We start from the raw sequence: 18,787 nt of genomic DNA on the forward strand, positions 1-18,787 counted from the left end.
GAGCGGGGCCGGCGCGCGCCTCAGTCGGGGGCGGCTGCCTTGAGCCCCGTCAGCAGGACCTGGGTGAAGCCGTGGACCCACGCCTCGTCCGCCGGTTCCGCGCTGACCAGTGTGCGGTGGACCACCGCTCCCGCCACCATGTCGAAGATCAGGTCGACCGTGCGGGCCGCCTCGACGGGGTCCGCCTCCGGAGGGAGCTCGCCGCGGGCCTGGGCGCGCTCCCGGCCCTCCAGGACCAGCCGTTTCTGGCGGTCGACGATCGACGCGCGGATGCGCTCGCGCAGCGCGTCGTCGCGGCAGGACTCCGCGACCACCGCCATCAGGCCGTTCTTCGCCTCCGGCCGCGCCAGGATCGCCGCGAACTGGAGGACCACGCCCTCGATGTCGGCGGCGAGGGTCCCGCTGTCGGGGAGTTCCAGTTCGTCGAAGAGTTCGGCCACCGCGTCGACGACGAGTTCGTTCTTGCCGGCCCAGCGGCGGTAGAGGGTGGTTTTCGCGACCCCCGCACGGGTAGCCACATCTCCCAGCGTCAGCTTCGACCAGCCCAGCTCCACCAGCGCGTCCCGCGTCGCCGCGAGGATCGCGGTGTCCGCGGCGGCGCTGCGCGGGCGTCCTGCGGCGCGGGGTGAGGGGCTGCGGCTCTGCATCCTCCGACCATAACCGGCCGTTCTTGTGAGGCAGTGAGGGAGATCACCGGGGTGGGGTACCGGGTGGGCACCCGGTGCCATTACGCTACGACTCGTAGCGAAAGCTCGCGGGGGACGTACGCGGGCGACGGTGCGCACGGCGTGGGGTGGGGACCCGGCGTCAGGACCGCGCTGCACGACCGGCTTTCACATCGCTTTTCACAGACGCGCGCCCACGGGGGAGGATAGACGCATGCAGCCACGGAACATGTCCATGAGCGGAGTCGTCGACCTCGCCGCGGTGAAAGCGGCCCAGGAGGCCAAGGCCAAGGCGGAGCAGGCGCGCGCCGAAGCCGCCCGGCACGGCGGCGGCCCGGGTGCCGTCTCCCCGGCCGATCTCGTCATCGACGTAGACGAGGCGGGCTTCGAGCGCGATGTCCTGCAGCGGTCCACCGAGGTCCCGGTCGTCATCGACTTCTGGGCCGAGTGGTGCGAGCCCTGCAAGCAGCTCAGCCCGGTGCTGGAGCAGCTCGTCGTCGAGTACAACGGACGCCTGCTCCTCGCCAAGATCGACGTCGACGCCAACCAGATGCTGATGCAGCAGTTCGGGGTGCAGGGCATCCCGGCCGTGTTCGCCGTCGTCGCCGGCCAGGCCCTGCCCCTCTTCCAGGGCGCGGCCGGCAAGGAGCAGATCCAGCAGACCCTGGACCAGCTGGTGCAGGTCGCCGAGCAGCGCTTCGGGCTGACCGGCCTCACCGTCGACCCGGACGCCCAGCCGGGCGGCGGCGCCGGGGCCCAGCAGGCCGCCCCGGTGCCCGCGGGACCGTACGACGCCCTCCTCGAAGCCGCCGTACGCGCCCTGGACGCCGGGGACTTCGGCGGTGCCGTCCAGGCGTACAAGAACGTACTGAGCGACGACCCCGGCAACAGCGAGGCGAAACTGGGGCTGGCCCAGGCCGAGTTGCTCCAGCGGGTGCAGTCGCTCGACCCGCAGCGGACCCGAAAGGACGCGGCCGACAAGCCCGGTGACGCACAGGCGCAGATCGCCGCCGCCGACCTGGATCTGGTCGGCGGTCATGTCGAGGACGCGTTCGGGCGGCTCATCGACACCGTGCGCCGCACGGCGGGGGACGAGCGGGACACCGTCCGGCTGCGGCTCCTTGAGCTCTTCGAGGTGGTCGGCGCCGACGATCCGCGGGTCTCGGCGGCCCGCAGGGCGCTGTCCCGGGCCCTGTTCTGAGCCGGGGGTCCGAGCGGGTCGCGAGCCCGGTTCTGACCAGTTGCTAAACACCACGGCATGTGTTGCCCGAGTGAAAGATCTGCCGTCGGGGTGTCACTGCGGCCGCGCTTTACCAAAACTTGGTAAACGCGGCCGCTGTTACTTCCAGTAAGTCACCCCCGTTGATCTGTCAGATTCTGTCCATCGATCAACTGCTTTGTCTCCCCCCTTGTTGCCACCCAGCGTTGCCGACCGAGACCGGCGGGTCGTTGTTCGGTTATCCGGCCGTTACTACCGAGTAACGAAGCCCCTTGTGCGGGCGGCGAGAATGCACCACGATCGGCGACGCTCGGTCCTTTCCCGTACCCCGACAGCCGGTCGGGCCGCGGGAATCCGTGGGTCCCCACCGAGCAGAGCCGGCGGCAGGTGCGCCGGTTCTTGGACAGGGGGGTCTTCGCCCAACCGGCGAAGCCTGTCCAGCAAGGTTGTGCGTGATGCGTGTCAGGCGCGACCAGTGGTTGTCGCTCGGGGGTGATCGCCGGTGATCGGTGCGCGGTTCGCGCCTCCGAGTGCGGGCGCTCTCCTTCCCGAGGACGTAGCACTTCTCCCATCCCTGCCCGGCTGAGCCGTCCTTTCGAGAGGGCAGTCAGGGTCAGGAGATGTACGTCCGAGAAGGAGGAAATATGGAGTCCCAGGTGCGTGGCGGGACCAGATGGAAGCGGTTCGCTGTGGTCATGGTGCCCAGCGTCGCCGCGGCCGCGGCGGTGGGCGTCGGGCTTGCGCAGGGTGCGCTCGCCGCGTCGTTCAGCGTCTCCGGCCAGCAGTTCAAGGTGTCGGCGGACGAGCTGCACGGCACGGGCTTCGCTCAGTACGGCGGTATAGACACCGTCTACAAGCAGGTCGACGGCAAGGAAAAGACCCAGGTGCCGGTGGCGATCTCGTCGTTCGACGACGCGACCATCACCAAGATGTGCCAGTCGGTCAAGACCACCATCCCCATCATCAACAAGACGTTCTACCTGCGTCTTGACGCGGGTGGTGGCAAGACGCCGGTCTCGGCCCACAACCTCTACATCGATGTTGCTGACCTCCAGGCCAACGCGGAGTTCACGAACATCGACATCGGCGTCGCGGTCAAGGACAAGACCCGCGGTCCCGACGTGAAGGCCGGCGAGAACGTGCTGCCGGGCGGCTTCGCCCAGCAGGCCGAGAAGGCCGACCTCTACGACGTCAAGCAGACGGCCTGGGCCACCACGGCCGGCACGTTCAAGCTGAGTGGTCTGTCCATGAAGCTCGGCGCGGACGCCAACATGGAGTGCTACTGACGGCTCCGGAGCCGGGATGTCCTGAGGGCGGCTGAGCCGCCCTCAGGGGGGCGGTGGAGCGTTCGCTTCTCCGCCCCACCCGGCCGACCGTGCCAAGGACACCCCCCTACAGACTCAGACTTTCCGGCTTCTCCACGCCCACGGCCGAGCCGGTACGAACTTCCACCGGACCCAGGGAGCTTTTTCCATGAGTGCCGAGACTCCGGTCCAGACTGCCGGGACCTTCACCCGGCTGCGTCTGCGATTCCGCGCCTGGCGGGGCAACCGGCCGTTCTGGGCGGGCCTGTTCACCCTGCTCGGTGGGGTGCCGATCGCCTACTTCCCGTACGCCACGTTCAAGCTGGGCACCATGTCGATCGCCATGGCGACGACCGCGGGGGCCGGCTCCCTCATCATCGGCGTACTGCTGGTCACTCTGGGCCTCACGATGTGGTTCCAGCAGGCCACCCGCGTCTTCGCCGGTGTCGCCGCGATCGTCCTCTCCCTGGTGTCCCTGGTGGTCTCCAACATCGGCGGCTTCATCCTGGGCTTCCTCTTCGCGCTGATCGGCGGAGCACTCGCCGTGTCCTGGGCTCCCGGCGCGCCGCCCCGGCCGCAGCCGCTGGACCAGGACGGGACGCAGGGCGGTGCGCCTCAGGGCGCCGACCCCGACACCGCGGTCCTCAGGCCGGTGGAGGGCGAGCCCGGAGCCGCGTACGAGGCGCCGCAGCCCGGCCGTGACGGATCGTCGGACCGGACGCACGAGAGCGCCTGGGCCGGGGGCGACGACGCGAACGGGGGGTACCGTGTCGGCTGAGAACCGTCATGGCGAGGGCGTCGCGGCCGCGGCGGAGGTCAGAACCGGCCCCCGCCACGCGGCCCCCAAGAAGCCGCTGTTCAACAGGTTTCACATGCCGGCCGGCAAGGCGATAGCCATGGCGGCGATGCCGACGGCGGTCCTCATGGGCATCGGGTTCACGCCGACGCTCGCCCTCGCCGACGACGCACCGACCGCCAAGAGCCTGACCGCGGACGAGTACAAGGACTGCGTCGCGGCACTGGACGGCAGCGCGTCCCCGTCCGCCTCGGCGAGCTCTTCGCCCGGCTCCGACGACGCCACGCCGACACCGTCCCCGTCCGCCACCTCCGGCTCGGGCGCCGACTCCGGCTCGGGCGATTCCTCTTCGTCGGATTCAGGTTCCGATGACAAGGCCACGCCCACGCCGTCCCCGTCCGCCTCCGCGAGCAAGCAGGAGAGCAGCTCCTCCTCGGACTCCTCCGGCTCCTCCGGCTCCGACACCGCCACGGCGTCCCCCTCGCCCTCCGCGAGCGACGACGGCAACCTCCTGACGGACATCGGCGACGCGATCACCGGGATCTTCACGGGCGGCTCCAGCTCCGGCTCCGGGGATTCGGCCACTGCCACCCCGACGCCCACCCCCTCGGCCTCGGCGTCCAAGAGCGCGGACGACAGCGCGGCCGACCCCGTCAAGGAGACGACCGACAAGGTCACCGACACGGTGAAGGACACCGTGAAGGACACGACCGACACGGCGTCCAAGGCGGCCGAGGACACCTCCAAGGCCGTCGAGGACACCACGAAGGCGGCGGAAGAGGCTGCGGCCGACGCCACGGCCTCCCCGAGCCCCTCGGCGAGCTCCTCCACCGACCCGGAGAACTGCCCGGCCGCCACGGACGAGGTGGGCGACACCGAGCCCGGTATCACGGTGGCGGACAACGCCTGGACCCTGAAGGCCAGTTCGCTGCTCCTCAAGGGCGCGGACTACCAGGGCGTCGTCAAGGTCAAGACCGCGAGCGGCAAGACCAAGAAGGTCCTGAAGTACGTCATATCCGACGGCACCGACATCGGCGACCTCCACCAGATCGTCACCGAGCGGGGCAAGACGTACCACGTGCAGGCGGGCAAGGGTACGACGTCGAAGATCACCGGCGGCAAGACGACGATGTACACCGAGAGCATCTCCGGCAACCTGCTGGGGCTGATCCCGATCACGTTCAGCCCGGACAACCCGCCGCCGCTGAACATCCCGATCATCTACTTCACCAAGGTGACGGTCCAGCAGGCCGCCCAGTACGGCGGGACCCTGACCGTGCCCGGGATGCACCAGTACAGCGAGGGCTGACCGACGCCCCTCACGAACCCTTCCGGGAGCCGCAGGAAGACTGTGCCCCGCCGGGCCCGCCCCGGCGGGGCACAGCCGCGGGAGGCCGCCCCTCCGGCGCAAAAAACTGTCCCTCCCGAAAATCCCTTCACAGAATCCACATAGTTCCCATACGGTGTCTCTTGCCGTGGACATGACCATACGCGGCGCGGGGGCGGCACCGGGGAACACCTGACCTGTGTTCACGGCGTCTTGGTGTGCGCGTGCGGGTCCCCGCCGACCCCACCGACGGGAACCTCTCGCCTTGATACGCATCTCCCTCAGCCGCCCCCTGCGCCGGGCGGCCGCCCTCGCTCTCGCGGGCGCCGTGACCACCGTGGTCGCGCTCACGACAGCGCACTCCGAGCCACCCGGAGCGCATGCCGCGGAAGCGGCCGCCAGCGACGGCGCCCCCACCTACGGCGCCCCCCTCCTCCAGCAGGCCGCCGCCGACGGCGCCGACCTGCTCCCGCTCCTCGCCCGCGGCAAGGACGGCCACCTCTGGGACTACGAGGCCAAGGGCACCGGCGGCTGGAAGGCCCGCGCCGACCTCGGCACCGGCTACTCCGTGGCCACCGCGCTCGTGCAGGCCGACATCTCCGACAACGGCCGGGGCAACGACCTGTACTTCCGCATCGGCGGCACCCTCTACTACACCGCCGAACGCGGCAACGACACCAAGGTGCTGGGCACCGGCTGGGACCAGTACAACCTCATCGTCTCCGTCGGCAACATGGCCGGCAGCGCCCAGCCCGACCTGGTCGCCCGCGGCACCGACGGCCAGCTGTGGCTCTACCAGGGCAAGGCCGACGGCACCCTCTCCGCCCGGGTCCGGATGAAGGACTCCACCGGCTGGAACGGCATGAGCGTCATCGCCGGGCGCGGTGACTACACCGGGGACGGCATCGCCGACCTCGTCACCCGCAACAGCGCGGGCAGCCTGCTCATCTACCCCGGCACCGGCAAGGCCACGGCCGACGCGGTGCTCGGCACCAGCGTCACCGCGGCCACGAGCGGCTGGAAGGACTACACCGCGGTCGTGTCGACCGGCGACAACACCGGCGACGGCAAGGCGGACCTGATGGCCGTCGACGCGGCGGGCGCCCTGTGGCTCTACAAGGGCACCGGCACCGCGAGCGCCCCCTTCGGCGCCCGCACGCAGATCGGCACCAGCGGCTGGACCCAGTACAACCTGCTGTTCTGAGCCCCCTCCCGTCGAACTCACAGACAGGTTTCCCATGCGTACGAACGCACGCAGACGGGGGCTCCTCGCGAGATCCCGTTTCCTGCCCCTGACCGCGATGGCCGTCGCCGGCGCGATCGCGGTGACGGGTGGTCAACTCCCCGACGTCACCGGACAGTCCGAGCGGATCGCGAGCACCGCCGACCCGGTCCCCACCGCCTTCGACGCGAAGGCCGCCGAACGCGTCCGCCAGGAGCAGTGCCTCCTGAGCGGAGTCCTGCGCAAGGGCGGCCCCGCGATGAAGGAGACCGCGCGGGCCGGCCTCATCGGCACCGAGGACCAGCTGCACACGGCAGCCGACCCCGCGTACTGGAAGGACACCGCTCTCAGCACGGCCTACGACAAGGACAAGGCCGCCGCCGACGCCAAGATGGACGAACTGTCCGGGCGCCGCGCCGTGTGGCAGCAGTCCCTGGCCGTCCAGACCCCGCCGCCGCCGTACACGTACACCGGCTTCCAGTGGGTGGAGACGAAGGACGACCCCTTCCAGAAGATCAGTCTGGTCAGCTGGGTCGCCGCCCAGTTCTGGAAGGACGAGGGCGACTTCTACGCCGACCCGCACCCCACGGCGAGCAAGGCGTCCGTCGACGCGGCCACGGCCGTCTACAACTCCCGTTACGGCAACGACCCGAACGCCGACTCCAAGGACGAACAGGCCTGGCAGTCGCTGCAGTTCATGCACGACATGTACGCCGACGACGCCCGGCTCTTCCTCCAGTACGGAGGTTTCCCGACCAGCGCTCCCGACCCGGACTCGATGGAGTTCCGGATCGACGTGGAGAACCTCAAGGCCCGCTTCGCGTCCTGCGCGTACACCGACCCCCAGGACCCGCACCAGGTGCTCGGCGACGAGATCGCCACGGCCCACTCCGAGTGGCAGGCGGAGATCGACGGGCAGAAGACCCAGCGGGACACCATCATCCGGGCCGAGAAGCAGGCCAACGCCGACCTGTCGACGGCCTCGCAGGCGCTCGGCGAGGCCCTCGCCCAGTCCCTGATCGCGAGCCGGCTCACCGACTGGCAGGCCTACTGGACCGGCCAGAAGGCCGCCGACCACCCGAACGACTATCCGACCACGGCCGAGTTCACCAAGGTCAAGAAGTGGATCACGGACGCCCAGGGGCGGGCCGGCGGACGCCTCTACGTCGCCTCCCGCGCCGCGCTGTCCGCCAGGACCCAGGCCGACGCGGTGACCCAGGCGCAGACACAGGCGTACGGCATCGCCGACGCGGCCGGTCTGCCGCGCGGCCGGGGTCTGCTGTACGGCCAGCAGGCCGCGCAGGTCGCCAAGGCGTCCGCGGCGGCCACCCAGGCCGCGGCGAAGGCCGTGGAGACGGCGTTCAACGCGACCCGCGCCTCCGCCGCCGACAGCAAGACGCTCGACTCCCTCGCCAACACCCAGGCGCACGCGGCCAAGGCGGAGTTCCGGCGCATCGCCGCGCAGGAGGCCGAGGCCCAGGCCAAGGCCGCCGCCGAGGGAGCGGCCGCCCAGGCGGAGGAGGCGGCCAAGCACGCCGCCGAGGCCAAGGCGGCCGAGAACAAGGCGAAGGCGGCCGAGGAGACCGCCAAGAACGCGGCGGCCGACGCGAAGGCCAAGCGGCAGAAGGCCGAGGCCGAGCGGGACTACGCCAAGTCGCAGGCGGACCTCGCCGCGTCCGAGCGGAACAAGGCCCACGACGCCGAGGCCCGCGCGCAGTCCCAGCGGCAGATCGCCGCCGACAAGCTGTCCGAGGCGCAGGCCGCGGGCGGCACGGCCGCCGACAAGAAGGATGCCGCGCTCGCCGCCGAGAACCGGGCGCAGCGGGCCCGCAACGGCGCGCTCGCCGCCGAGGACCGCCGTGACGCCCTCGTCGCCAAGGCGGAGGCCGCCGAGGCACTGCTGGCCGCCGTGGACGGCACCGCCGACGCCATCGAGGCACGGCAGGCCGCCACCAAGGCCCGCTCCGCCGCCGACGACGCCACCACCGCGGCCACCGAGGCCCGCCAGGCGGCCGACGAGGCCACCGCGGCGGCCACCAACGCCCGTGAGGCGGCCACCAGGGCCCAGGGGGCGGCCAAGCGCGCCCAGTCGGCCGCCGACGGCGCCAAGCGCGATGTCGCGATCACCGAGTCCGCGGTGAAGAAGGCCCACGCGGCCGCCGCCGACGCGATCGCCGCGTCCCGGGCCGCCAAGTGGAACGCCATCGCCGCCAAGGCCGAGGCGGAGACCGCGCGCAAGGCCGCCGACAAGGCCCGGGGCGACGCGTTGGTCGCCCGCTCCGAAGCCACCCTCGCGGGCGCCGACGCGATCCGCACCGCCGGGCACGCCTACGCCACCGCGCAGGCCGCCGCGGCGGCCCGGGACTCGGCGGCGAAGGTCGTCAAACCCGCCAACGACGCGATCGAGCTGGGCTCCCCGTACGCGGAGACCGACTCCTCCGCGGGTCTCGCGGTGCTGACCGGTCAGGCCGCGAAGACCGCCGCCCAGCAGCAGGTCGCCGTCGCCAACGCCAAGGCGGCCCAGGCCAAGAAGGCGGCCGCCGAGGCCAAGGCGCTCGCGGCCCAGGCGAACGCCGACGCGAAGGCCGCGGCCGAGGCGGCGGCGAACGCGGCCGAGTGGGCCGCGCAGGCGAGCACCTCCGCGGCGGAGGCGCAGGCCTCGTCGGACGCGGCGGCGGCCTCCGCCAAGGCGGCCCAGCGGTCCGAGGCCAACACCGTCGAGTACAACAAGCAGGCGGTGGCCGACGCCGCCGCCGCGCAGACCGCGGCCACCGCGGCCGACGGCTACGCCACCGACGCGGACGCCTCCGCCGACGAGGCCGAGCGGGACGCGGCGAGCGCCCGCAGCGCGGCCGACGCGGCCGAGGCCGACGCCTCCACCGCGCGGTCCGTCGCCGACAAGGCGGAGCAGGACGCGACCGTCGCCGAGGCCGCGGCCGCCAACGCCCGCAACCTCGCCGTGGAGGCCGCCGAGGCCGCCATCCGTACCCAGCAGGTCGACTTCGAGGACCGCAAGGAGCAGGAGCGCACCGCCGACGGCGGCGGCACCGGCGTCGAGGGCGTTGTGATGAAGCCCAGCGGCGACTCCAAGGTCGACATCAACCCGCTGAGCGACTGCGTGGGCAGCCACTCCGGCAGCGACATCGGCTGCGAGATCGACCTCGAGTTCCACATCTACGGCGAGATGGACTTCTACGTCGAGTCCTGCCCGCTGCCCGGTGTGGACCGCGCCCACTGCGGCTCGTCGATCCAGCGCGACTACCTCACGAGCTCTCCCCTGGACGTCAAGTTCAAGGAGGAGAACGTCCACGTCGACGGGCTCAAGCTGACCGCGTCCGTCCTCAAGGCGATCGCCACCGGCGCCGTCGCGGACATCGTGGGCTGCTACAAGGGCAGGATCAGCAGCTGCGCCTGGCTGTTCGGCAGCATCATCATCCCTGGCCTGCTGGTGAAGGCGGCGGAGGCGGCCTTCGCGGTACGGACCGCGATGCGGGGCGGAGCGGGCCTGGGCGCGGCGATCTGGAGCCTGCGCGGTTCGGGGCTGGCCGCATCGGCCGCGGCGCGCCTGGAGCAGCTCGGGGCGAAGGCACTGCTCTCCATGTGCTTCCCGGCAGGCACGAAGGTGGACACCGCCGACGGCCCGAGGAACATCGAGGACATCCGCGTCGGCGACCGGGTCTGGTCCATGGACCAGCGGACCGGCAAGAGATCCCTCAAGCCCGTCCTGGAGCTGTTCCACCGCACCGTCGATCACCTGGTCCGGGTCGAGACGAAGAACGGCACAGTCGAGTCGACCGACTCGCATCCGTACTGGGTCCAGGAACGGGGCTGGACGGAAGCCCGGGACCTGCGTCCGGGTGACCGTCTGCGGACCCTGGACGGGGGCTCGGACGCGGTCACCGGCACCTCGCTGGTCGAGGGGTCCGTCGGGGTCTTCAACTTCGAGGTCGCCGACAACCACACTTACTACGTGTACGCGGGCTCGAGGCCGGTGCTCGTCCACAACACCTGCCTCGACGAGCTCGTCAAGAACCTCGTCAAGGACGGCGACCACATCATCCTCGGCATCAATCCCATGGGGGACGACCTGGCGAGGAGCCTGGGGGGACGCACGTTCAACGGCAGGGCGTTCGCCGATGAGCTGCCGGAGGAGATGGGGATGGGCGTACGGCCGGTGTGGACGGTCGGCGTCGAGAAGACGGTGTCCAACCCGAGGGTGAAGGTGTCGGTCTCCCTGGACGGCGTCGAAGGAGCGGCCACGGCGGACGACGCGCTGCGCATGCTGCTGCAACGCGGCGAGACGATCAAGGCGGGCGACTGGGCGACCGTGCGCAGCAACGGTTTCGGAACCGCCTGGGAGATGGTCATGCTGCGCACTCAGGTCCGACGGGAGGTCCGCAGCTGGTCCTCGATCGACTGGTACTGGAAGGGGAAGCGGGCTTATCCCGAGCGGTTCAAGCTCCCCGACGGTGTCACGCCGGTGCCCGAATAGCAGAGAGGATGGTGGACATGCCAGATTTCATCCGCCCCGGCCGGCTGTTCCGCGTCGTCGGCTTCAATCCGTCGCACAGGCAGCTCTACCTGGCCAGCGAGGCGCTCGCAGTCGACGAGACCACGACGCGTGTGGAGGTCTACTTCGGGCACGTGGAGCTCATGCTGCTGCGGCCCTACTACAGGGAGGGCGTGCACATTCGCCGGGCCACCGCCGAGGAGTTCGCCACCCTGGCCGAACGGCACCGGCTCGCGGCGGAGGACGCCGCGTACACCTGGATGCTGGAGCCCGACGGTGACAGCTTCGTCGTCAGCGGCACACCGAGCTGGCGCGAGGCCGAGTACGCGCTGATGGGCGACCGGGAGGCCCTGTACGACGCCTCCAAGCCCTGGCCCCCGGACTTCCCGGTGGAGTCCGGCTCGATCGGCTGAACCACGCACCGAGGGCGCCCCCCGTCACAGGGAGCGCCCTCGGTGTCGTACAGAAAGGACCTACTGCGCGCCGCCGATGTGGTGGACGCGGAGCATGTTCGTGGTGCCCGGGACGCCGGGGGGCGAGCCGGCGGTGATGATGATGGTCTCGCCCGGGTTGAAGCGGTTGATCTTGGCGATCTCCTGGTCGACCATGTCGACCATCTCGTCCGTGGTGTTCACGAACGGCACCACGTGCGACTCCACGCCCCAGCTGAGCGCCAGCTGGTTGCGGGTGTTCTCGTCGGTGGTGAAGGCGATGATCGGCTGCTGGGCGCGGTAGCGCGAGAGGCGGCGGGCGGTGTCGCCGGACTGCGTGAAGGCCACCAGGCCGCGGCCGCCGAGGAAGTCGGCGATCTCGCAGGCCGCGCGGGCCACCGAACCGCCCTGCGTGCGCGGCTTCTTGCCGGGCACGAGGGGCTGAAGGCCCTTGCTCAGCAGCTCCTCCTCGGCCGCGGTGACGATCTTCGACATCGTCTTCACGGTCTCGATCGGGTACGCGCCCACGCTCGACTCCGCCGAGAGCATGACCGCGTCCGCGCCGTCCAGGATCGCGTTGGCCACGTCGGAGGCCTCGGCGCGGGTCGGGCGGGAGTTGGTGATCATCGACTCCATCATCTGGGTCGCCACGATCACCGGCTTGGCGTTGCGGCGGCACAGCTCGATGAGGCGCTTCTGCACCATCGGGACCTTCTCGAGCGGGTACTCGACGGCCAGGTCACCACGGGCCACCATGACGGCGTCGAACGCCATCACGACGCCCTCCATGTTGTCCACCGCCTGCGGCTTCTCCACCTTGGCGATGACGGGGACCCGGCGGCCCTCCTCGTCCATCACCTTGTGGACGTCGTCGACGTCCTTGGCGTCCCGCACGAAGGACAGCGCGACCATGTCGCAGCCCATGCGCAGCGCGAAGCGGAGGTCCTCGACGTCCTTCTCGGACAGCGCGGGGACGTTCACGGCCGCGCCGGGCAGGTTGATGCCCTTGTGGTCGGAGACGACACCGCCCTCGATGACGATCGTTTTGACCCGCGGGCCGTCGACGTCCAGGACCTTCAGCTCGACGTTGCCGTCGTTGATGAGGATCTGGTCGCCCCGGGAGACGTCACCGGGCAGGCCCTTGTAGGTCGTCCCGCAGATGGTCTTGTCACCGGGGACGTCCTCCGCGGTGATGACGAACTCGTCACCGCGCTCCAGCTCCACCGGACCCTCGGCGAAGGTCTCCAGGCGGATCTTCGGGCCCTGCAGGTCGGCGAGGACACCGATGGCCCGGCCGGTCTCCTTGGCGGCGGCACGGACGCGGTCGTACCGCCCCTGGTGCTCGGCGTGCGAGCCGTGGCTGAAGTTGAAGCGGGCCACGTTCATGCCGGCCTCGATCAGCGAGACCAGCTGCTCGTGGGAGTCGACCGCGGGGCCGAGAGTACAGACGATTTTCGAACGGCGCATGGGGCGATCCTATCGGTTTGTTTCGCTACGGAATATTCCGTCTGGCGGAAGAAGCAAATGAGAGGAGGCGCGCTCAGTTGTCTCCGGCCAGTGCGTAAGTCTGGGTCGCGATTTCCAATTCTTCGTCGGTCGGCACCACCGCGATGGTTACTCGCGAGTTCGCCCGCGAGATCAGCCGAGCCTCGTCCGCGCGTACGGCGTTCAGTTCCGGGTCGAGGAGCAGTCCCAGCTCCTCCAGGCCCGCCACGGCGGCCTCCCGCACCGGTGCCGCGTTCTCCCCGACCCCGGCCGTGAACGCGATGGCGTCCACCCGGCCGAGCACCGCGTAATAGGCGCCGATGTACTTCTTCAAGCGGTGAATGTAGATGTCGAAAGCGAGCTTCGCCTGTTCGTCACCCTCGTCGATCCGGCGGCGGATCTCCCGCATGTCGTTGTCTCCGCACAAGCCGATCAACCCGCTCTTCTTGTTGAGAAGAGTGTCGATCTCGTCCGTGGACATTTTGCCAACACGCATCAAATGGAAGATGACGGCCGGGTCCAGGTCTCCCGATCGCGTACCCATCACAAGCCCCTCCAAAGGCGTCAGCCCCATGGAGGTGTCCACGCACCGGCCGCCCCGCACGGCGGACGCGGACGCGCCGTTGCCGAGGTGCAGCACGATCACGTTCACCTCCTCCGGCGCCTTGCCCAGCAACTGGGCCGTCGCCCGGGAGACGTAGGCGTGCGAGGTGCCGTGGAAGCCGTAGCGCCGCACCCGGTGCGCGTCGGCGGTCTCCACGTCGATCGCGTAACGCGCCGCCGACTCCGGCATCGTGGTGTGGAACGCGGTGTCGAACACGGCGACCTGCGGCAGGTCCGGGCGCAGTGCCATGGCGGTGCGGATCCCGGTGAGGTTGGCCGGGTTGTGCAGCGGGGCGACCGGGATCAGCCGCTCGATCTCGGCGAGCACGGTCTCGTCGATCACCGTCGGCTCGGTGAAGGTCTTCCCGCCGTGCACGACCCGGTGGCCGATGGCGGCCAGTTCGGGGGAGTCGAGCCCGAGCCCGTCCTTCGCCAGCTCGTCCGCCACCGCCTTCAGCGCGGCGTCGTGGTCGGCGATCGGACCGGTGCGCTCACGGGCCTCGCCGCCCAGGGGGGTGTGCTTGAGCCGCGAGGACTGCTCGCCGATGCGCTCGACGAGTCCCTGCGCGGGCCGGCTGCCGTCCCGCATGTCGAGCAGCTGGTACTTCACCGACGAGGAGCCGGAGTTGAGGACGAGGACGCGGGTGGCGCTCACTGGGCGGAAGCCTTCTCTGTCGAAGCGGTCGCGGCGGTCGGGGTCTGGGCCTGGATCGCCGTGATGGCGACGGTGTTGACGATGTCCGAGACGAGGGCGCCCCGGGACAGGTCGTTGACGGGCTTGCGCAGGCCCTGGAGCACCGGGCCGACGGCGATCGCGCCGGCCGAACGCTGCACGGCCTTGTAGGTGTTGTTGCCGGTGTTCAGGTCCGGGAAGATCAACACGCTGGCCTGGCCCGCGACTTCGGAGTCCGGCAGCTTGGTCTGCGCGACGGTCGGCTCGACCGCGGCGTCGTACTGGATCGGCCCCTCGATCTTGAGGTCGGGCCGCCGCCTGCGCACCAGCTCGGTGGCCTCGCGCACCTTGTCCACGTCGGCGCCCGAGCCCGACGTACCGGTGGAGTACGACAGCATCGCGATCCGCGGCTCCACGCCGAACTGCTCGGCGGTCGAGGCCGACTGGATGGCGATGTCGGCGAGCTGCACCGCGTCCGGGTCGGGGTTCACGGCACAGTCGCCGTAGACCAGCACCTTGTCGGCGAGGCACATGAAGAAGACCGACGAGACGATGTCGGCGTCCGGCTTCGTCTTGATGATCTCGAAGGCCGGGCGGATCGTCGCCGCGGTGGAGTGCACCGACCCGGAGACCATGCCGTCGGCGAGGCCCTCCTGGACCATCAGCGTGCCGAAGTAGTTCACGTCGGAGACCACGTCGTAGGCCAGCTCGACCGTGACGCCCCGGTGGGCCCGCAGGGCCGCGTACTTCTCGGCGAAGGCGTCGCGCAGTTCGGAGGTCGCCGGGTCGATCAGCCGGCAGTCGCCGAGGTCGATGCCGAGGTCGGCGGCCTTCTTGCGGATCTGGTCGACCGGGCCGAGCAGCGTGAGGTCGCAGACGCCCCGGCGCAGCAGCACCTCGGCGGCGTGCAGCACCCGCGGCTCGGTGCCCTCCGGCAGGACGACCCTGCGCTTGTCGGAGCGGGCCGTCTCCAGGAGCTGGTGCTCGAACATCATCGGCGTGACGCGGTCGCTGCTGGGCGCGGAGACCCGGCCGGCGAGCTCGGCGGTGTCGGCGTACCGCTCGAAGAGGCCGAGCGCGATCTCGGCCTTGCGCGGGGTGGCCGCGTTCAACTTGCCCTCCAGCGCGAAGAGTTCGGCGGCGGTCGGGAAGCTGTTGCCGGTCACCGAGAGCACCGGGGTGCCGGGGGCGAGGCGGGCGGCGAGGGTGAGGACGGCGTCGCTCGGCACCTCGTTCAGGGTGAGCAGCACACCGGCTATCGGCGGGGTCCCGGCGCTGTGCGCGGCGAGCGAACCGACCACCAGGTCCGCGCGGTCACCCGGGGTGACCACCAGGCAGCCCGGCGTCAGGGCGTTCAGGAAGTTCGGCAGCATCGCACCGCCGAACACGAAGTCCAGCGCGTCCCGGGCGAGCCCGGAGTCGTCGCCGAGGATCACCTTCGCGCCGAGGGCCTGGCCGATCTGGGCGACGGTGGGCGCGGCGAGCGCGGGGTCGTCCGGCACCACGTAGCAGGGCACCGGCATCCGGCCCCGCAGCCGCTCGGCGATCTCGTCACGGTCCTCGCGGGCCACCCGGTTGGTGACCATGGCCAGCACGTCGCAGCCGAGGCTGTGGTAGGCCCGGTGGGCGTTGCGGGTCTCCGCGAACACCGACTCCGCGGGCTGGGTGCGGCCGCCCACCACCGGGATCACGGAGGCGCCGAACTCGTTGGCGAGCCGCGCGTTGAGCGCCAGCTCGTCCGGGAGCTGGGTGTCGGCGAAGTCGGTGCCGAGGACCAGGACGACGTCGAAGTCGCGGGCCACCCGGTGGAAGCGGTCGACGAGGGTGGAGACCAGCTCGTCGGTGCCCTGCTCGGCCTGGAGCGCGGACGCCTCGTGGTAGTCGAGGCCGTACACGGTGGCCGGGTCCTGGGAGAGCCGGTAGCGGGCGCGCAGCAACTCGAAGAGCCGGTCGGGGCTGTGGTGCACCAGCGGCCGGAACACGCCCACCCGGTCGACCTGGCGGGTCAGCAGTTCCATGACCCCCAGCTCGACGACCTGGCGGCCGTCGCCGCGGTCGATGCCGGTCACGTACACGCTGCGGGTCACGCGTGATCTCCCTCTCTCGCACGGGCAGGAAAACAGGGCATGAAAATCGCCCACCGAGGTGAGCGGAAACCCTCTTGACAGTACCGCGCTCGATGGATAAGGCGCCCGTCAGCACGGGATGCGACGGTGCTCTGCGGGACGTGAAACAATCGGGGCAGGCTCACCGGTATCAACAGCGAGCAGGAGACACAGCACGATGCGCATCGGAGTTCTCACCGCCGGCGGCGACTGCCCGGGTCTGAACGCAGTGATCCGGTCGGTCGTGCACCGAGCGGTCGACCACTACGGCGACGAGGTCATCGGCTTCGAGGACGGCTACTCGGGCTTGCTCGACGGCCGCTACCGCGCCCTCGACCTGGACAGCGTCAGCGGCATCCTGGCCCGCGGCGGCACCATCCTCGGCTCCTCCCGCCTGGAGCGCGACCGGCTGCGCGAGGCGTGCGAGAACGCCTCCGACATGATCCACGAGTTCGGCATCGACGCGCTGATCCCGATCGGCGGCGAGGGCACGCTCACCGCCGCGCGGATGCTCTCCGACGCGGGCCTCCCGGTCGTCGGCGTCCCGAAGACGATCGACAACGACATCTCCTCCACCGACCGCACCTTCGGCTTCGACACCGCGGTCGGTGTCGCCACCGAGGCCATGGACCGCCTGAAGACCACCGCCGAGTCGCACCAGCGCGTGATGGTCGTCGAGGTCATGGGCCGGCACGCGGGCTGGATCGCCCTGGAGTCCGGCATGGCCGCCGGCGCCCACGGCATCTGCCTGCCCGAGCGCCCCTTCGACCCGGCCGACCTGGTCAAGATGGTCGAGGAGCGCTTCGCCCGCGGCAAGAAGTTCGCCGTGGTCTGCGTCGCCGAGGGCGCCCACCCCGCCGAGGGCAGCATGGACTACGGCAAGGGCGAGATCGACCAGTTCGGCCACGAGCGCTTCCAGGGCATCGGCACCGCCCTGGCCTACGAGCTGGAGCGCCGGCTCGGCAAGGAGGCCAAGCCGGTCATCCTCGGCCACGTCCAGCGCGGTGGCGTACCCACCGCCTACGACCGGGTCCTCGCCACCCGCTTCGGCTGGTACGCGGTGGAGGCCGCGCACCGGGGCGAGTTCGGCCGGATGACCGCGCTCAAGGGCACCGACATCGTGATGGTGCCGCTCGCCGAGGCGGTCACCGAGCTGAAGACGGTCCCGAAGGACCGGATGGACGAGGCGGAGTCGGTCTTCTAGGCAACCGGCAGCCGGGCCGGTCAGTACCCGCCCGGCCGAAGTCCCCCCGGCTGAAGCCCGGCGTCGCGGGCGAGGAGGGCGGCCTGGACGCGGTTGTCGCAGTCGAGCTTGGTGAGGATGCGGCTGACGTACGTCTTCACCGTCGCCTCGCTCATATGCAGCCGCCGCCCCGCGTCCGCGTTGGAGAGCCCCTCCCCGAGCAGCGCCAGCACCTCGCGCTCCCGGGTGGTGAGCCCGTCGAGCCGGCGCCGCGCGGCCTCCCCGCGCGTGGTGGCCCCGGTGGCGGAGAGCGCGTCCGCCACATGCCGGGTGGCCGCGGGCGAGAGATACGCGTTGCCCGCCGCCGCGGCCCGCACCGCCTGGATCAGCTCGCCGGGCGCGGAGTCCTTCAGCAGGAACCCCGCACCGCCGTGGCCGAGCGTCCGCAGTACGTTGTCCCGCTCACCGAAGGTGGTGAGGATCAGGACCCGTACCTTCGGCGCGGCGCGGCCGAGCTCGACCAGCGCCGTCAGCCCGTCCATCACCGGCATCTGGATGTCCAGCAGCGCCACGTCGACCCCGCCGCCCCGGGCCTTCTCCACCGCCTCGCGGCCGTCCCCGGCCTCGGCGACCACGTCGATGTCGTCGGCCGAGTTGAGGATCATTCTGATCCCGGCCCTGATGAGCGGCTCGTCGTCGGCGACGAGGACCCGGATCACACGGCCTCCTGCGCGGTGTCGATCATGACGTTGTAAGGGAGAAGCGGACGGAGTGGCCCCGCCATCATGCCCTGTTGCGGCCGACCCGCCGCACGGCGGCCGGCATCACTTCGCCTTGTACGTCTCCTTGGAGACCAACTTCCCGTCCTGGAAGCAGAACCGGAAGACGGTGACGGCGTCGAGGTCCCGGTCGTCCTTGGAGGTGAAGTGCCGGCACGTCGCTCCCTCGGGCGGCTTGGGCCCCTGGTCCGCCAGGTCCGAGGTGAGCCACGAGTCCTCCTCGGGGAGCCTGGCCTGGATGTCCGCCTCGGCGTCCCCGACCTTCGCCTCCTCGTAGACGGTCGGCGAGATGTCCGCCTTCTTCATCTCCTCCGTCATGGCGCCCACCCCCCAGACGCCCAGGGCGATGACGCCCGCGACGAGGACGACGGCGGTGACGCCGCAGCCGATGGCGACGTTCTTCCTGGTACTCATGGTGGTGGTGAACTCCCTTTGTGGATCGGCCCCGTTGATGACCGTTCCACCGTCGCCCACCGCCCCGGGAC

13 protein-coding genes and 1 pseudogene are annotated in these 18,787 nt (G+C 70.7%); 8 read left to right on the top strand and 6 right to left on the bottom strand.

The annotated features are described in order from the left end of the window. Positions 1-20 precede the first annotated feature (20 nt). Positions 21-647 carry a TetR/AcrR family transcriptional regulator gene (locus EHS43_RS15375; protein WP_125191338.1) on the bottom strand — a complete coding sequence of 209 codons (627 nt, stop codon included), beginning with the start codon at positions 645-647 and terminating at the stop codon, positions 21-23. A 232-nt stretch (positions 648-879) separates the two neighbouring features. Here EHS43_RS15375 and EHS43_RS15380 point away from each other — a divergent pair, with 232 nt between their 5' ends. The 7 genes from EHS43_RS15380 (at position 880) to EHS43_RS15415 (ending at position 11,456) form a co-directional block, all read left to right on the top strand. Then, positions 880-1,866: a tetratricopeptide repeat protein gene (locus EHS43_RS15380; protein WP_125191339.1), complete on the top strand. Its 987-nt coding sequence runs from the start codon at positions 880-882 to the stop codon at positions 1,864-1,866. Between the two features lie 662 nt (positions 1,867-2,528). Beyond that, positions 2,529-3,170 carry a DUF6230 family protein gene (locus EHS43_RS15390; RefSeq protein ID WP_031059188.1) on the top strand — a complete coding sequence of 214 codons (642 nt, stop codon included), beginning with the start codon at positions 2,529-2,531 and terminating at the stop codon, positions 3,168-3,170. 187 nt (positions 3,171-3,357) lie between these two features. Then, positions 3,358-3,966, top strand: coding sequence for a DUF6114 domain-containing protein (locus EHS43_RS15395; RefSeq protein WP_125191340.1), 609 nt, complete (start codon positions 3,358-3,360; stop codon positions 3,964-3,966). After that, positions 3,956-5,293 carry a hypothetical protein gene (locus EHS43_RS15400; RefSeq protein WP_125191341.1) on the top strand — a complete coding sequence of 446 codons (1,338 nt, stop codon included), beginning with the start codon at positions 3,956-3,958 and terminating at the stop codon, positions 5,291-5,293. Before EHS43_RS15395 ends, EHS43_RS15400 begins: the two co-directional genes overlap by 11 nt. A gap of 283 nt (positions 5,294-5,576) precedes the next feature. Next, positions 5,577-6,515: a VCBS repeat-containing protein gene (locus EHS43_RS48770; RefSeq protein ID WP_312023421.1), complete on the top strand. Its 939-nt coding sequence runs from the start codon at positions 5,577-5,579 to the stop codon at positions 6,513-6,515. A 34-nt stretch (positions 6,516-6,549) separates the two neighbouring features. Continuing rightward, positions 6,550-11,025, top strand: a complete 4,476-nt coding sequence (locus tag EHS43_RS15410; RefSeq protein ID WP_125191342.1) for a polymorphic toxin type 27 domain-containing protein — start codon at positions 6,550-6,552, stop codon at positions 11,023-11,025. Positions 11,026-11,042: 17 nt separating this feature from the next. Beyond that, complete coding sequence (locus tag EHS43_RS15415) at positions 11,043-11,456, top strand: hypothetical protein (RefSeq protein ID WP_125191343.1); 414 nt, start codon at positions 11,043-11,045, stop codon at positions 11,454-11,456. Between the two features lie 60 nt (positions 11,457-11,516). Here the strand turns inward: EHS43_RS15415 and pyk are convergent, their stop codons facing one another. From pyk to pta, 3 genes are all read right to left on the bottom strand, one after another. Next, positions 11,517-12,941, bottom strand: coding sequence for a pyruvate kinase (pyk, locus tag EHS43_RS15420; RefSeq protein ID WP_125191344.1), 1,425 nt, complete (start codon positions 12,939-12,941; stop codon positions 11,517-11,519). A 73-nt stretch (positions 12,942-13,014) separates the two neighbouring features. Continuing rightward, entirely contained in the window at positions 13,015-14,217 is a 1,203-nt protein-coding gene (locus EHS43_RS15425) for an acetate kinase (protein ID WP_125191345.1), read from the bottom strand. Continuing rightward, positions 14,214-16,322: a phosphate acetyltransferase gene (gene pta / locus EHS43_RS15430; protein ID WP_125191346.1), complete on the bottom strand. Its 2,109-nt coding sequence runs from the start codon at positions 16,320-16,322 to the stop codon at positions 14,214-14,216. The genes EHS43_RS15425 and pta overlap by 4 nt, the downstream gene beginning before the upstream one ends. A gap of 196 nt (positions 16,323-16,518) precedes the next feature. Here pta and EHS43_RS15435 point away from each other — a divergent pair, with 196 nt between their 5' ends. Continuing rightward, a complete protein-coding gene (locus EHS43_RS15435; RefSeq protein ID WP_125191347.1) occupies positions 16,519-17,544 on the top strand; it encodes an ATP-dependent 6-phosphofructokinase in 1,026 nt (341 codons plus the stop codon). A 20-nt stretch (positions 17,545-17,564) separates the two neighbouring features. Here the strand turns inward: EHS43_RS15435 and EHS43_RS15440 are convergent, their stop codons facing one another. Both EHS43_RS15440 and EHS43_RS15445 read right to left on the bottom strand, forming a co-directional pair. Then, positions 17,565-18,242 carry a response regulator transcription factor gene (locus EHS43_RS15440; RefSeq protein WP_125191348.1) on the bottom strand — a complete coding sequence of 226 codons (678 nt, stop codon included), beginning with the start codon at positions 18,240-18,242 and terminating at the stop codon, positions 17,565-17,567. 105 nt (positions 18,243-18,347) lie between these two features. Next, positions 18,348-18,787 (bottom strand): annotated as a pseudogene (locus tag EHS43_RS15445) (two-component sensor histidine kinase); the annotation flags it as partial.

Origin of the sequence: Streptomyces sp. RP5T (assembly GCF_003933965.1) — a bacterium.
Classification (GTDB): domain Bacteria; phylum Actinomycetota; class Actinomycetes; order Streptomycetales; family Streptomycetaceae; genus Streptomyces.

Bases quoted from the DNA above. Each gene is read 5' to 3' on its own strand.
- EHS43_RS15375 (WP_125191338.1), bottom strand. From the start codon at position 647: ATGCAGAGCCGCAGCCCCTCACCCCGCGCCGCAGGACGCCCGCGCAGC.
- EHS43_RS15380 (WP_125191339.1), top strand. From the start codon at position 880: ATGCAGCCACGGAACATGTCCATGAGCGGAGTCGTCGACCTCGCCGCG.
- EHS43_RS15390 (WP_031059188.1), top strand. From the start codon at position 2,529: ATGGAGTCCCAGGTGCGTGGCGGGACCAGATGGAAGCGGTTCGCTGTG.
- EHS43_RS15395 (WP_125191340.1), top strand. From the start codon at position 3,358: ATGAGTGCCGAGACTCCGGTCCAGACTGCCGGGACCTTCACCCGGCTG.
- EHS43_RS15410 (WP_125191342.1), top strand. From the start codon at position 6,550: ATGCGTACGAACGCACGCAGACGGGGGCTCCTCGCGAGATCCCGTTTC.
- EHS43_RS15415 (WP_125191343.1), top strand. From the start codon at position 11,043: ATGCCAGATTTCATCCGCCCCGGCCGGCTGTTCCGCGTCGTCGGCTTC.
- pyk (WP_125191344.1), bottom strand. From the start codon at position 12,941: ATGCGCCGTTCGAAAATCGTCTGTACTCTCGGCCCCGCGGTCGACTCC.
- EHS43_RS15435 (WP_125191347.1), top strand. From the start codon at position 16,519: ATGCGCATCGGAGTTCTCACCGCCGGCGGCGACTGCCCGGGTCTGAAC.